15 protein-coding genes are annotated in these 14912 nt (G+C 54.8%); 11 read left to right on the top strand and 4 right to left on the bottom strand.

Going from position 1 to position 14912, the window contains the following annotated elements; genetic code table 11:
• Positions 1-100 precede the first annotated feature (100 nt).
• The 3 genes from hemF (at position 101) to DBR30_RS06635 (ending at position 2191) form a co-directional block, all read left to right on the top strand.
• Positions 101-1009: an oxygen-dependent coproporphyrinogen oxidase gene (hemF, locus tag DBR30_RS06645; protein ID WP_108540391.1), complete on the top strand. Its 909-nt coding sequence runs from the start codon at positions 101-103 to the stop codon at positions 1007-1009.
• Positions 1010-1112: 103 nt separating this feature from the next.
• Positions 1113-1934 (top strand): shikimate dehydrogenase, encoded by an 822-nt coding sequence (aroE, locus tag DBR30_RS06640; RefSeq protein WP_108540394.1) that lies wholly within the window; start codon positions 1113-1115, stop codon positions 1932-1934.
• A complete protein-coding gene (locus DBR30_RS06635) occupies positions 1931-2191 on the top strand; it encodes a DUF1488 domain-containing protein (RefSeq protein ID WP_108540397.1) in 261 nt (86 codons plus the stop codon). Before aroE ends, DBR30_RS06635 begins: the two co-directional genes overlap by 4 nt.
• A 777-nt stretch (positions 2192-2968) precedes the next feature.
• Here the strand turns inward: DBR30_RS06635 and yihA are convergent.
• Entirely contained in the window at positions 2969-3625 is a 657-nt protein-coding gene (gene yihA / locus DBR30_RS06630) for a ribosome biogenesis GTP-binding protein YihA/YsxC (protein WP_108540400.1), read from the bottom strand.
• Positions 3626-3767: 142 nt separating this feature from the next.
• Between yihA and DBR30_RS06625 the strand changes: the two genes are divergently transcribed.
• From DBR30_RS06625 to hemN, 4 genes are all read left to right on the top strand, one after another.
• Positions 3768-4385 (top strand): c-type cytochrome, encoded by a 618-nt coding sequence (locus tag DBR30_RS06625; RefSeq protein ID WP_181363509.1) that lies wholly within the window; start codon positions 3768-3770, stop codon positions 4383-4385.
• Positions 4386-5222: 837 nt separating this feature from the next.
• On the top strand, positions 5223-5810 hold the full coding sequence (gene yihI / locus DBR30_RS06615; RefSeq protein WP_108542285.1) for a Der GTPase-activating protein YihI: 588 nt from the start codon (positions 5223-5225) through the stop codon (positions 5808-5810).
• Between the two features lie 11 nt (positions 5811-5821).
• On the top strand, positions 5822-6262 hold the full coding sequence (locus DBR30_RS06610) for a DUF2489 domain-containing protein (protein WP_005339712.1): 441 nt from the start codon (positions 5822-5824) through the stop codon (positions 6260-6262).
• Positions 6263-6293: 31 nt separating this feature from the next.
• Entirely contained in the window at positions 6294-7667 is a 1374-nt protein-coding gene (gene hemN, locus DBR30_RS06605) for an oxygen-independent coproporphyrinogen III oxidase (protein WP_064338956.1), read from the top strand.
• A gap of 737 nt (positions 7668-8404) precedes the next feature.
• Here hemN and DBR30_RS06600 read toward each other — a convergent pair.
• The 3 genes from DBR30_RS06600 to DBR30_RS21190 all read right to left on the bottom strand — a co-directional run bounded on the left by DBR30_RS06600 (position 8405) and on the right by DBR30_RS21190 (position 9696).
• Entirely contained in the window at positions 8405-8773 is a 369-nt protein-coding gene (locus DBR30_RS06600) for a hypothetical protein (protein ID WP_005339715.1), read from the bottom strand.
• 1 nt (position 8774) lies between these two features.
• Positions 8775-9422 carry an AAA family ATPase gene (locus tag DBR30_RS06595; protein ID WP_005339716.1) on the bottom strand — a complete coding sequence of 216 codons (648 nt, stop codon included), beginning with the start codon at positions 9420-9422 and terminating at the stop codon, positions 8775-8777.
• A 97-nt stretch (positions 9423-9519) separates the two neighbouring features.
• Positions 9520-9696: a hypothetical protein gene (locus tag DBR30_RS21190; protein ID WP_005339717.1), complete on the bottom strand. Its 177-nt coding sequence runs from the start codon at positions 9694-9696 to the stop codon at positions 9520-9522.
• Between the two features lie 747 nt (positions 9697-10443).
• Between DBR30_RS21190 and arcA the strand changes: the two genes are divergently transcribed.
• From arcA to DBR30_RS06575, 4 genes are all read left to right on the top strand, one after another.
• Positions 10444-11664 carry an arginine deiminase gene (gene arcA, locus DBR30_RS06590; RefSeq protein WP_005339718.1) on the top strand — a complete coding sequence of 407 codons (1221 nt, stop codon included), beginning with the start codon at positions 10444-10446 and terminating at the stop codon, positions 11662-11664.
• A gap of 62 nt (positions 11665-11726) precedes the next feature.
• The gene (arcC, locus tag DBR30_RS06585; protein WP_108542286.1) at positions 11727-12653 is read left to right on the top strand and encodes a carbamate kinase; all 927 of its coding nucleotides are present in this window, start codon (positions 11727-11729) and stop codon (positions 12651-12653) included.
• A gap of 101 nt (positions 12654-12754) precedes the next feature.
• Positions 12755-13759 (top strand): ornithine carbamoyltransferase, encoded by a 1005-nt coding sequence (gene argF, locus DBR30_RS06580; protein ID WP_108542287.1) that lies wholly within the window; start codon positions 12755-12757, stop codon positions 13757-13759.
• A 123-nt stretch (positions 13760-13882) separates the two neighbouring features.
• On the top strand, positions 13883-14912 hold a 1030-nt coding region (locus DBR30_RS06575; RefSeq protein ID WP_108588253.1), incomplete at its 3' end, for a YfcC family protein.

Below are 14912 nucleotides of genomic sequence, written 5' to 3'. Positions count from 1 at the left end.
ATCATGATTTGCCATCAATCCGCTGAGTGGTGAGCTCACCGGATTGATTCAACTATAAAAATGGACAGGGCGTTCACGATCCTGCCTGACTGGAGACAAGATGAGCAAACCGGATGTGGCCCAGGTCAAGGCCTTCCTGTTGCAGTTGCAGGACGAGATCTGCCGTGGTCTGGAGCAGGCCGATGGCAGTGGACACTTTGTGGAAGATGCCTGGAGCCGTGAAGGCGGTGGCGGCGGTCGTACCCGCGTGCTGCGCCATGGCGCGGTGATTGAGCAGGGCGGGGTCAACTTCTCCCATGTCTATGGCGATGCCATGCCTGCCTCTGCGACGGCCCATCGGCCCGAGTTGGCCGGTCGCAAGTTCGAGGCGATGGGTGTGTCGCTGGTGATCCATCCGCACAACCCCTATGTGCCGACCAGCCACGCCAACGTCCGTTTCTTCATCGCCGAGAAGGAAGGCGAAGAGCCGATCTGGTGGTTTGGCGGTGGCTTCGATTTGACGCCATTCTATCCATTCGCCGAGGATGTCCAGCACTGGCATCAGGTCTCCCGTGATCTCTGCCTGCCCTTTGGTGATGAGATTTACCCCGAGTTCAAATCCTGGTGCGATCGCTACTTCTTCCTCAAGCATCGCAATGAGACACGGGGGGTCGGCGGCCTCTTCTTCGACGATCTGAATCGCTGGCCGTTTGCCGACTGCTTCGCCTTTATGCAGGCGGTCGGTCGGGGTTATCTCGATGCCTACCTGCCGATCATCGAACGACGCAAGGCACTGCCCTATGGAGAGCGGGAGCGGGAGTTCCAGCTCTATCGTCGCGGTCGTTATGTGGAGTTCAATCTGGTGTATGACCGGGGCACCCTGTTCGGGTTGCAGACAGGCGGACGTACCGAGTCGATCCTGATGTCGATGCCACCGCTGGCACGTTGGGAGTATGACTGGCAGCCACAGGTGGGCACTCCTGAAGCCTTGCTCTACACCGATTACCTCACGCCGCGAGAGTGGCTGTGACTCGAGGGGCCATGATGGCCCCTTTTTACTGGCCGATATTCGGCTTGTTCCCGAGTGCGAAAACCCGTTAAATCGGAATATTGCCCTCTGATGGAACTCTTTGATGGATCGTTATCTGGTTTTTGGCCACCCGGTGCGCCACAGCAAGTCCCCCTTCATTCATACCCTGTTTGCCAGACAGACCCAGCAAGAGCTGGAGTATGGGCTGGCTGAACCCGCCGTCGACGAGTTTGCCCAAACCCTGCGGGACTTCTTTGCCCAAGGGGGCAAGGGGTGCAATGTCACAGTTCCCTTCAAGGAGCAGGCATTCACTCTGGTCGATCGGTTGAGCCCAAGGGCCAAGCGGGCGGGCGCGGTCAATACCATCAAGCTGACCGATGATGGCGTGCTGCTGGGGGATAACACCGATGGCGCCGGATTGGTTGCCGATCTCAAGTCTCATGGTGTGACGCTGGCGGATAGCCGGATCCTGCTGCTGGGTGCCGGCGGAGCGGCTCGCGGTGCACTGGCACCGCTGCTGGCTGAGTTGCCGAGCGAGCTGGTGATCGCCAACCGCACGCACGCAAAAGCGCAGCAGCTGGCTGCTGAATTCCACGATCTGGGGCCCGTGACCGCCCAGACCTATGAGCAGCTGGCAGGGCCGTTCGATCTCGTCATCAACTCTACCTCCGCCAGCCTGCAAGGGGAGCTGCCGCCGTTGGCTCCCGCCCTGATCCACACCGATATTGCCATCTACGACATGATGTATGGCTCATCGGATACGGCGTTTATTAGTTGGGCCAAACAGCAGGGAGCCCGCCAAACCATGGATGGACTCGGCATGCTGGTGGAACAGGCCGCCGAAGCGTTTACCGTGTGGCGCGGAATTCGTCCCGGGACTAAACAGGTATTGAGAGAATTGAAGCGTAACTTGGGGGTGATATGAACCAGGGTATTCTGTTTCCCGATCTGATGGAGTGGCAGGCTGGCGAACAGCGGGTGCGTTTTCCCGCCCTGCAGATGGGGGCACTGATAGATTGTTACATCAGCCAGCGGCGACTGGAGAAAATGACCGGTCTGGTGCTGACGAGGGAGGATGACATCGTCAGAGCCTTCGAAAGCGTGCGTTTTGATATTGAAGATCTGGCTGAAAAACTCATTGAAGAACAAGAGTTTGCTGAGGATGGCGCTATCTATCTCTGATTTTTCAAAGTTTTTTTGTTTTGTAGCGGAACTACTTGGAAATAGCGCTGACTAACTAGATAGTTGAGGAAGTGCTAGCTAGTCACCTTTATAACTCCCCGGTATTCGTACTGGGGATTTTTTTATCTGCATGAAAGTAAAAGGTTTTTTCTTAATCCGCAAGTTGTGAAACTAAATTACATAAATTACTTTCACTTTCTGCTGCTTTGCTGTACAGTTGTCTGCGTAGGGTACAGAGGTAAGATGTTCTATCTTTCAGACCTTTTATTTCACGTAATTGAATGTGGCTGAATAGCTGCCCCGATGAGGTTCTCGTCGGGGTGTTTTTTTATGCGCGGTATTTAGAGTAAATGCTTTAAATTGGCGATGCATTTGATAGAATGAGGCTGCTTCTTGAGGAATACCTGTCGTCTGGTACTCAAGATTCAGCTTCTTCCCAATTTTTTGAACTTATTATTTCAGGCTGGATGGCATCACTGTCGTCCGGCCTCATTTTTATCCCTTCCGGTCAGGTTCTGTAATTAAATTTCATTTTTGTCTCTTTTTGTGATTCTTGTTCGTTTTGAAAGAACGAATTTGAAAACGCTATCAACGCCTACTTAAGTTAATTATTTGTGTGAATTAACTGCCTATCTATATGAACTTTAAGCAGTATTGGATATAGCAGGGGGAGGCGAATGCGGGGTATTTGTCATGAGGCAGGTGAAAGCAGTAATCTGAAACCCTTTCAATCAGCGGAGGAGTGCTCCGCCAATTGCAAGGAGAGCGAGGAGTAGATTACTCCTCGGCAGGTTGCTGTTCATCAGCGTCCAGCAGGTCGGTATCGTCACCACTGATGTACCATTCGGTCAGGGTTTGCGCCAGCTTCTCCACACCGATATTGGTGAGGGAGGAGAACGCTTCGACCTGGATCTGGGAACCGAGGTTGGCAACGGCCTGGCGCACCTTGATCACCTGGTTGTTGCGCGGGCCGGGGCTCAATTTGTCAGCCTTGGTCAGCAGCAGCATGACGGGCAACTGACGGTGCGAGCTCCACTCCAGCATGTTCATGTCGGTATCTTTGAGCGGGTGGCGGATGTCCATCAGGATCACCAGACCTTTCAATGACTCACGGCGCTGCAGATACTCTGCCAGTGACTTTTGCCACTTGAGCTTCATTTCCAGCGGAACTTGCGCATAACCATAACCCGGCAAGTCGACCAGACGCTTGCCCGGTTCCAGCTCAAACAGGTTGATCAGCTGGGTACGACCGGGTGTCTTACTGGTACGCGCCAGGTTCTTGTGTTTGGTTAAGGTGTTCAATGCAGATGACTTACCGGCGTTGGAACGGCCGGCAAACGCGATCTCGACACCCCCATCATTTGGCAGGTGACGGATGTCGGGTGCGCTGGTCACAAAATGCACCTTATTGAAATTCAGAGTTTGTGTATCCAACGTAAATTCCCCATGGAGATAGAGGGTTATAGAGTTACTTTTTTGTAAAATGGTGTAAAATAGCGTCGCTTAAACGCGTTTATTTTAACATGCCTTCAGCGGCATGGGATCTGGAAGCCTAATAACGAAAAGTTGGAACGCCATGAAGAACCTAGTCATTACTCTTGCTCTGATGGTTGGCGTAACGGGGATGGCACAAGCCAAGGGCGATGCCGCTGCGGGACAGGCCAAGGCTGCCGTTTGTGCGGCTTGTCATGGACCGGACGGAAACAGCCTGGTTGATATGTACCCCAAAATTGCTGGTCAGCATGCATCATATATCAAAAAGCAGTTAGTTGAACTGAAGGCTGCCGCTTCTGGCCAAATTGGCCGGGTTGCGCCAGTGATGGGGCCGATGGCGTTACCTTTGTCGGAACAGGACATGGATGACCTGGCGGCTTACTTCTCCGGCCTGAAGGTTACCCCGATCGCGGTCCCTGACGACGTGGTCGAAGCGGGCAAGGCACTCTATATGGGTGGTGACATGAGTCGCGGTCTGGCAGCCTGTACGGCTTGCCATGGCCCCCGTGGCTCGGGTGTCGAACAGGCGAAGTATCCAAGCCTGTCCGGCCAGCATCCTGCCTATATCAAGGCTCAGCTCACCGCATTCCGTGCCGGGACACGTGACAACGATCCGAATGGCATGATGCGGGACGTTGCCAAGAAACTGACTGATCAGGATATCGAAGCCCTCTCCAAATATGTGGCGGGTCTGCACTGATATAGTCGATACGGTCTATTCGAGTTGAAACGGGGAGCCTTGGCTCCCCGTTGTTTTTATGGTTTTCAGATAATTCTCGGTTTAATCCCCCCGTTCTGTAAGAGATCTCCCATTCTCAAGGCAGGCCAAGGCTCATAAAATTGCATAAAATATTAAATATTCATTACTTATCAATTGATTATGTGAAGATTGATATTTTTCGAGATGTTGAGAATCTTTTGGGTGGATTGAGCCGTTTTATAGAGTTGATACAGTAGGCTCAATGGATTCACCCACGGATTGGGTGGCGGTTTCACAACAGGATGTTGTGAGCAGAGGATGGCTGGCGTGGCGGGATGCCATGGGCTCGCATGAGCCGGCAAAGGATTGAAGGATCAGGATGGTGACCATCTCCGGAGCGGGATGGGGTTGCGGGATGCAGACTCCCCGGCACGATGGCAGGATGCGGTCGCGACGGGTCAAACAGGCACACGCACATTCAGGAACGACCAATACAAGGTCAGGATGACCACACAACGATATGCTGCGGCGACAAGTTGTCACGGAGAGGACGAAACAGATTGTTTTGCCATTCAGGATGGCGCCCGCATGAACATATCAAGGCAGCTTCGGCTGCCTTTTTTCTTTTGGGTCATTAACCCGATTAGCCATTCTGTGTCAAAATACCAGCAACATGCCCAGAGGATACCGATCCTGCGGTGTTCAGTGGCCTGATTAGGCCGGATTGGTGCCGGATCCTGCTCTTGTTCCAGCCTTACTGTTCCTCGCATCGTATCCCACCGGGTGAGATCATCCCGGGTACGGGTCAATCCAGTTATTTTTCGGAGTTAGCCATTCATGTCTGCCAAACAACCCACTCGCAAGCCTACTGGCAAGCGCAAAGAATCTGATGTCAGTGCTCAGGAAGGTCGTGAGCGTAAACGGGCTGCCAAGCGCAAGGGCCTGAAGGCTGGTTCTCGTCAGCAAGTTGAACAATCGAACAACAAGTCTGGCAACAGCCAGTCCAAAGATCCGCGTATCGGTTCTCGCAAGCCGGTGGTACTGGTGGTGGATGACAAACAGAAAAAGCCGGCAGCACCCAAGGCAGTGAAAGAGAAGAAGCTGGTGATGACCCCCGAGCAGGAGCTGGCTTCCATCGAAAATGATGACCGCTTGAATGATCTGCTGGATCGTCTTGATGCCGGTGAAACCCTGGAAGCGGCCGAGCAGGCCTGGGTTGATCAGCGTGTCGACCGTTATCAGGAGCTGATGGATGAGCTGGGCATCATCGACAACGACGATGATGAAGATGATGATCTGCCGTTTGATGATGGCGATGACGCCGAGTTCGACGAGCAGAAACCGGCCTCCGAAGAGGAGTTGTGGGACCGTTTCAACCAGGTCGATTTCAAGCCGGAACCCAAGCCTGAGCCGAAGAAAAAGTGATGAGTGGATGGATGCTGGCCGCCCTGTTGGGCGGCCTGATTTTGTCAGGATTGGCCATCTATGCAGGCATGCTGCTGGCCAGGCTGAGACGACAGCAAGCGATGCAGTGGCAGGCGATTACCGCTCGCAATGAACGAATTCTGGAGAGCGTGCGGGTCATTGCTCATGCGGTGCAGGAGGGGCAGTGCGATTACTCCGAAGGCGCCATTCGGCTGACCAATCTGCTGGATGCGTTGCAGATCAAGGGGGGGCGGGCGTTTGTTGCCGAGTTCCCGGGTCTGTACGGGCTGTATGAGAAGGTGAAAGATATGCCGACTCATGAGGCCAGACGCGCCCTCAAGCGCAATGAAGTGATGAAGATGGATCTCGAACGCAGCGGCTACGAGGCCGAGCTGGAGGCTCAGATCCTCAAGGATGTGGCCCAGCTGAAGGATTTTCAGTTAGGTCGGTGAGCCAACAATAACAACAAGAGAGGAAGCGAGCGTGCAAGCAGAACAGATTGTGTGGGATCAGGCCTTGATCGAAAAATATAACTACAGTGGCCCGCGTTACACCTCTTATCCCACTGCGCTGGAGTTCAACGAGAGCTTCGGCTATCCGGATTTTGTCCGCGCAGCCGGCCAGTATCCCGAGCGCAATCTGTCGCTCTACGTGCATATCCCTTTCTGTCACAAGCTCTGCTACTACTGCGGCTGCAACAAGGTCATTACCCGTCATCAGCACAAGGCTGACGAGTATCTCGACTACCTGGAGCAGGAGATCAAGGCGCAAGCCCCGCTCTTCAAGCATCGTCTGGTTACCCAACTGCACTGGGGGGGCGGTACACCCACCTATCTGGATGAAGCGCAAACGCGCCGTCTGATGGCCATGCTGCGTGAGCACTTCCATTTCGCCGAAGAGGGGGAGTTCAGCATCGAGGTTGATCCCCGCGAGATTGCCATTACCATGCTGGATGTGCTGCGAGACGTCGGCTTCAATCGCATCAGCCTTGGGGTGCAGGACTTCAACAAGGATGTGCAGGTTGCGGTCAACCGCGAGCAGGACAACGACTTTATTAAAGCCATGTTGGAGCGGGCCCGTGAACTTGGCTTCCGCTCGACCAACCTCGACCTTATCTATGGCCTGCCGCATCAGGATCGTGCCAGCTTCCACCATACGCTGGAAGAGGTGCTCAAGACGGATCCGGCGCGCCTCTCCATCTTCAACTATGCCCATCTGCCGAGCCGCTTTGCCGCCCAGCGCAAGTTGAAAGAGGTGGATATGCCTGCGCCGCAGGAGAAACTGGCCATGCTGCAGGACACCATTGCCTTCCTCACCGGTCAGGGTTACCAGTTCATCGGTATGGACCATTTTGCCAAACCCGATGACGAGCTGGCAGTGGCGCAGCGCGAGGGCAAGCTGCACCGCAACTTCCAGGGCTATACCACTCAAGGAGATTGTGATCTGCTGGGGCTGGGGGTTTCCTCCATCAGCATGATCGGTGATGCCTACTCCCAGAACCAGAAAGAGCTCAAGACCTATTACGCACAGGTTGCAGAGCTGGGTCATGCCCAGTGGAAAGGCTGCTCGCTCAATCAGGATGACCTGATCCGCCGTGAGGTGATCAAGCGGCTTATCTGTGATTTCCGTCTGAACTTTGCCGCTGTCGAGCAGGCGCACGGGCTCAATTTCAGAGAGTATTTTGCCGACGATCTCAAGCTGCTGCAGACCTTCATCAACGATGGATTGGTGCGTATGACGGAGGATGGTCTGGAGGTCTCCTCCACGGGGCAGCTGCTGATCCGCAATATCTGCATGTGTTTCGACGTGTACTTGCGCAACAAGGCGCGTCAGCAGCAGTTCTCTCGCGTGATATAAGCTTGTTTGCCGATTAGAAAACAGAGAAGGGCGCCATCGTGGCGCCCCTTTCATATGTATTTTTGCTTAAGCAGCGGGTCGGGAAGGTTCTGGTAAGAAGTCTCTGCGCTGAGGCAAGTAATTGAGAGCCAAGCAAGGGGACGGTGAAATGCAGATAAAAAGATGGGGGCGACTTGCGTCGCCCCCGGTAGTCGTATCGCTCAGATCCTTGAACGAAGTTGCTCCCTGCAATCCCTGACTGTTTACCTCTTCCTTTAGGTTTCCCCTTCCCAATCCTTTGGGGTGTCCTTTAGCCATCTTGGCCTGACGAGTCATCCTGTCCCGTCGCACTTTCTCCGTCCTGGGAGGTGTCCTTTACCACATCCTGTGGTGAGTCCATTTGCCCAACCCTGGCAGCCAGTCTTCCTGACCGACTTCATTGCGTCCGTGCATGAGTAACTATAAGGATTTTCTAACCGGCTACAACGCCAGATTGGAAAACGTTTTTGTTATTAGCTATTTCGAAAGTGGTGAGTTTCGATTTATTCATTTATAAACAGCTAGTTAAGTTACTCATACTCATGTTTTAAGATCTTATCTTCCGATTATCTCGGGGATCTTTTCGGCTGTTAGCTTACATATGGAATGGCAGATCTCTTACAGCGCGTTTTGGTTGCTTCAGAAACAGATGTTGCAGTCTGATGATGGTCATTCGGGGTGAGTTGGTGAGGCACACAAAGATCGGTTGAATGGAGAAATTATGAGCGCTGGTTGAGCCGCTCATAGATGGTCTGGCGCTCTTCCGGGGTGAGCGAAGAGAAGTAGTGGGTAAAAAGGCGCAGCAACAGGGACTTGTTCATGCCGTCTTGCTGGGTCAGGTTACCCAGCTCGTCGATGGCCACCGTGCTCATGGAGAAGGTGGCTTTTTTGTAGCTGGGCTTCAGGTGCTCACCACTCTCGATAAAGGCCAGCGCCGACAAGGCTTCATCACGATGCAGGCCCAGTTCAAGGCTGACCACCTTGGGTTTGCCCTTGGCGTAGAACTCCGCATCTTCGATAAATTCGTCGACGGTGAACTTCTTCTGGTGATGCAGCTGGTGCTTTTTCTTCAGATCGGCCAGACCCATCTCATACCCCCACTTGCAGGAACTCTTTGGCGATGGCCCGGATCTCTTCGGCGGATTTGCCATCCGGCTCGATCTCCATCACCGACAGTCCCTTCTCTTCGCTGTCGTCATAGACGTTGCGGCCATAGGTGATGGCGTTCAGGACGTCGACACCGAACGAGGAGCAAACCTCTTTCGCTTCCAGAATGCGTTTTACCTGATTGGGCAGGGCGGGGCACTGGGTCAGCACTACGGCTGCATTGAGGGTCGGGTTGACCATCTTGCAGGTGGTGATGAGATCTTCCATGTGGGGCAGGGTCTTGAGGTCGCGACGTTTCGGGCGCAAGGGGATCAGGGCGTGGGTGGCGACAGCCATGGTAGAGCGCAGCGCCCGGTTGTCTTGCCCGCCGCAATCGACGATGACGTAGTCGTAGCGGTTTTTCAGGCTGAGCAGGTCGTTGCGAATATTGCCATAGAGCTGTACGCAGTTGATTTGTGGCAGCTCCGGGTTGTCATTGCGCTCCTGAATCCAGTCAGAGGTGGTACGCTGCGGGTCGCAGTCGACCAGTAATACCTCCCCCTGAAATTGGGATCTGAGGTAGACAGCCAGATTTTGTGCCAGGCAGCTCTTGCCACTTCCCCCCTTCTCTCCACCGACCAACAAGATCATGACGTTCCCCTATCCATGAGAAAACCGCTGATTTCAGTATAGGAGGGGCCTGTCTCATCACAAGGCGAGAGGAGTGATGCTCCTCTCGTTGTTTCGACTAGTAATGAACGCTGCCTCCCTGCCAGCGGCAGACATAGTCAGGCACCAGCATTTGAGGGGCCTTGTCGACATGGCATACCACCATGGGCATGGCAGGGGCTCCTTCAGCCTGGCTGAGGGTGGGGAGCGCAGAGAGCAGCAAAGTCGCGAGCAACAGCATGGGTTTCATCTTCATAACAACTCCTTGGTAGTGCCATTCCTGTGTGATCTGGATCACTTTCTGAGTTAAGTCGAGGTTGGCGCCAGTGCAAGGTGAGACGAATAAATTCAATTAATGAAAAAAGTATCAAAAGGCGTCGTGGTGACCGACGAGGATGGTTGCCCACCTTGATGCGGACTTTGTGCATATTAAGTTGAACCGCACAAAGAGGTGGTGACTGATGAGGCCTGGCCTGATGGGGTTGGCATCAATGCCATGATCTGGAACAAGAAAAGATTTATGCAGTGAATGTGGTTGATGTGAGTATTTATTTCTACCGCGCTCCCCTCGTCACGGCGATGTATTCAATACCTAGGGAGTAATATTCAAATTTTATTTGTAAAGTTATTTATGGTAATGATTTTTAACGGTTTTTGTTATTTTCATTTAATCACTCCAGTGAACTGGCATGAATAAAAAATGAATCAATCTGAAATATAGCAGGGTGGTTTTGCATGGCTATTCGGTGCGCTTTGTGTGGAAAATGCGCAATTTGCTACCGGGCTCATAGATTGGATGGTGAATATATTCAGTTCTGAGTGAATGTGATCAATGTCTAAGTTTGTCGTGATTCGCAGGGCTAACCTCGGTCTCGAAAGGCAAGGGCAGGATAGAACATAAGCCGATTACCCTACATAAAGAATATCCCGCCTTAGCCACGAGCATGAATAGAAGGAATCTATTCAATCACTCGCAGGGACCACTGCTAGACGGAATATAATCATGAGCAAATTTTATGTAGGTTCTGAAGTTGGCCAATTGCGCCGTGTCATGTTGCACCGCCCCAACCTCAGTCTGAAGCGTCTGACTCCTTCCAACTGCCAGGATCTGCTGTTCGATGACGTCCTGTCTGTTGAACGTGCCGGTCAGGAGCACGACAAATTCGCTCAGGTACTGCGCGATCAGAATGTCGAAGTTTTCCTGCTGACCAATCTGCTGGCGGAAACACTTGATGTGCCGGAAGCCAAAACCTGGCTGCTGCAACATCAGGTCTCCGACTACCGCCTCGGCTCTTCTTTTGCCAACGACGTGCGCTGCTTCCTGGCTGACATGCCGCACCGCGAACTAGCCCGCATTCTCTCCGGCGGCCTGACTTACTCCGAGATGCCCTACAGCGGTGTCAACATGGTAGTGGGCATGCACGCTCCGACCGATTTCATCATCGAGCCGCTGCCCAACCACCTCTTCACTCGTGACACCTCCTGCTGGGTTTACGGTGGCGTTTCCATCAACCCGATGGCCAAGCCGGCCCGTCGTCGCGAGACCAACCATGTGAAGGCCATCTACCGCTGGCACCCGATGTTTGCCGGTCAGGACTTCATCAAGTACTTCGGTGACGAGGAGCGTGACTACGACAACTCCACCATCGAGGGTGGCGACGTACTGGTTATCGGCCGCGGCGCCGTGCTGATCGGCATGTCCGAGCGCACCACCCCGCAAGGTGTCGAGCACCTGGCTCGCAGCCTGTTCAAACATGGTCAGGCCAAGCAGGTCATTGCCATGGAGCTGCCGAAACACCGCAGCTGCATGCACCTGGATACCGTCATGACCCACATGGATATCGACACCTTCTCCGTCTATCCGGAAGTGATCCGCAAGGATGTGCAGTGCTGGAGCCTGACTCCGGGCGGCGCCACTGGCATGAACATCAAGGAAGAGGGTTACTTCGTCACCGCTATCGAGAAAGCACTGGGCGTCGATCAGCTGAAGATCATCACCACTGGCGGTGACAGCTTCGAAGCCGAACGCGAGCAGTGGAACGACGCCAACAACGTGCTGACCGTACGTCCCGGCGTGGTGGTGGGTTACGAGCGCAATACCTACACCAACGAGAAATATGACAAGGCTGGTATCACTGTTCTCTCCATCCCGGGTGATGAACTGGGCCGTGGCCGCGGCGGCGCCCGCTGCATGAGCTGCCCGATGGAACGCGACAGCATCTGATGAGACGGCGTGGCGCCGGCAGAAGCTGGCGCCACACAGAACCAAACTCGAGATTAACCACTATGAAAAAACCAACTGTCGTCGTCGCTCTGGGTGGCAATGCACTGCTCCGTCGTGGTGAGCCACTGGAAGCGGATATCCAGCGCAAGAACATTGCAACTGCCGCCAAGACCATCGCCCTGATCGCTCAGGAGTACAACGTGGTGCTGGTGCATGGCAACGGCCCGCAAGTCGGCCTGCTGGCCCTGCAGAACAGCGCCTACACCAAGGTATCCCCCTATCCGCTGGATGTGCTGGGTGCCGAGTCCCAGGGCATGATCGGCTACATGCTGATCCAGGAGCTGAAAAACCTGATGCCGAGCCGCAACGTCACCGCGCTGCTGACTCAGGTGCAGGTTGATCCCAAGGATCCGGCATTTGCCAACCCGACCAAATTTATCGGCCCCGTCTACGAAGAGGCTGAAGCCCGCAACCTGGCAGAAGAGAAGCACTGGGTGGTCAAGGCTGACGGCAAGTTCTTCCGTCGTGTAGTGCCGTCCCCGCTGCCCCAGCGCATCGTCGAAGGCGACGCCATCGAAACCCTGATTGCCCAGGGCCACCTCATCATCTGTACCGGTGGTGGTGGCATCCCTGTGACTTGGGATGGCCAGAGCCTGACCGGTATCGAAGCCGTCATCGACAAGGACATGTCTGCCGCCTATTTGGCCAAGCAGATCAAGGCCGACGCCCTGCTGATCCTGACCGATGCCGATGCCGTCTATCTAGATTGGGGCAAACCGACCCAGCACCCGCTGCGGGTCACCAGCCCGGACGAGCTGGCCGGGGTCAAGTTCGATGCAGGTTCCATGGGGCCGAAAGTCGAAGCCTCTTGTGAATTTGTCAAAGCGACCGGCGGCATGGTTGGCATCGGTTCGCTGGAAGATGGCTTGGCCATCCTCAAGGGCGAAGCCGGTACCAATATCGTCGCCACCCGTACCGTGAATGCGTAATTGAAACTCGGCCCTCTGGGGTCTGCACAAATCTGTACTGAAGAATGCGTAGTCAACACTACTGCCTAAATTGGTCTGAACAAATATAGAGAGAACTCATCATGGCTTTTAATCTGCGTAACCGTAACTTCCTGAAACTGCTGGACTTCACCCCGCGCGAAATCCAATACATGATTGACTTGGCCATCGACCTGAAAAAAGCCAAATACGGTGGCTATGAGCGCAAACACCTGACCGGCAAAAACATTGCCCTGATTTTCGAGAAGACCTCCACCCGTACCCGTTGTGCGTTTGAAGTGGCGGCCTTTGACCAGGGCGCGCAAGTCTCCTACCTCGGCCCAAGCGGTTCCCAGATCGGTCACAAGGAGTCCATGAAGGACACCGCCCGGGTACTGGGTCGCATGTATGACGGCATCGAATACCGTGGCTACGGTCAGGAGATCGTCGAAGAGCTGGGCGCCTACGCCGGAGTCCCGGTCTGGAACGGCCTGACCAACGAATTCCACCCGACCCAGATCCTGGCCGACTTCATGACCATGCTGGAGCACGGCAAGGGCAAGCGTCTGGATCAAATCAAGTTCGCCTACCTGGGTGATGCCCGCAACAACATGGGTAACTCCCTGATGGTCGGCGCCGCCAAAATGGGCATGGACATCCGTCTGGTCGCGCCGAAAGCCTTCTGGCCGGAAGAGGAGCTGGTTGCCAAGTGCAGCCTGATCGCCGAAGAGACCGGCGCACGCATCACCCTGACCGAAGATGTGAAAGAGGGTGTGCTGGGTGCTGACTTCCTCTACACCGACGTCTGGGTATCCATGGGTGAAGCGAAAGAAGCCTGGGATCAGCGCGTCAAACTGATGACTCCGTATCAGGTCAACATGGATGTCATCAATGCCACCAAGAACCCGGATGTGAAGTTCATGCACTGCCTGCCGGCGTTCCACAACGACGAGACCACCATGGGCAAGGAAGTGGCTGACAAATATGGCATGAAAGGCCTGGAAGTGACCGAGGACGTGTTCGAATCCGAGCACAGCATCGTGTTCGACGAGGCCGAAAACCGGATGCACACCATCAAGGCAGTGATGGTTGCTACGCTGGGCGACTAAGGTCGCAGTAGTGGTGCCGGGGGGCGACCCCCGGCTTTTCTACCATGTGACAGCGGCATAATACCTCTAACCCTACAACCCGCAGCCTGCATGGATACCACACCCACAGAAGGAAGCTGGACCATGACCAAATTCAAGTTCCCGTCAGCCTACACGATACTGTTTGTGCTGATCGCCCTGGTGGCCGCCCTGAGCTGGATAGTGCCGGCCGGCAAATACGAGATGACCATGAACGAAGCCCTCGGCAAAGAAGTGCCGGTGGCGGGTACCTACAAACTGGTGGAGGGGAATCCCCAGGGGATCGTCGACGTGCTGCTGGCACCTATCGATGGCCTCTACAACCACGACACCTATGAGGCAGGCGCCATCGACGTCTCCCTCTTTATCCTGATCATCGGTGGTTTTCTTGGCATTGTGACCAAGACAGGTGCCATCGATGCCGGTATCGAACGTGTGACCGACCGTCTGCGTGGCCGTGAAGAGTGGATGATCCCGATCCTGATGGCGCTGTTCGCCGCAGGCGGCACCATCTACGGCATGGCCGAAGAGTCGCTGCCTTTCTACACCCTGCTGGTGCCGGTGATGATGGCCGCCCGCTTCGACCCAGTGGTGGCAGCGGCAACCGTATTGCTGGGCGCCGGTATCGGTACTCTGGGTTCCACCATCAACCCGTTTGCGACTGTTATTGCCGCCAACGCCGCCGGTATCTCCTTCACCGACGGTATCTGGCTGCGCGTTGCCATGCTGGTCGCCGGTTGGCTGCTCTGTGTTGCCTACGTCATGCGTTACGCCAAGATGGTGCGCAGCGATCCGAGCAAATCTCTGGTGGCTGACAAGTGGGAAGAGAACCGTGCCCACTTCCTCGGCAACAAGAGCGACCAGATGCTGGAGTTCACCCTGACCCGTAAAATCGTGCTGGGTATCTTCGTCGCCGCCTTTGCCGTGATGATCTACGGTGTGGCCGTGCTGGGCTGGTGGATGGCGCAGATCTCCGGCGTGTTCCTGGCTGCCGCCATCATCGTTGGTCTTATCTCCCGCATGAGCGAGGAGGAGCTGACCTCCAACTTTATCGATGGTGCGCGTGACCTGCTGGGGGTGGCGCTGATCATCGGTATCGCCCGCGGTATCGTGGTGGTGATGGATAACGGCATGA

The sequence above is a fragment of the Aeromonas sp. HMWF017 genome, assembly GCF_003061465.1.
In the GTDB taxonomy this organism is placed as follows: domain Bacteria; phylum Pseudomonadota; class Gammaproteobacteria; order Enterobacterales; family Aeromonadaceae; genus Aeromonas; species Aeromonas veronii.
The sequence above is the reverse complement of the archived record's forward strand: the minus strand, read 5'-3'. Positions and strand labels throughout refer to the sequence as shown.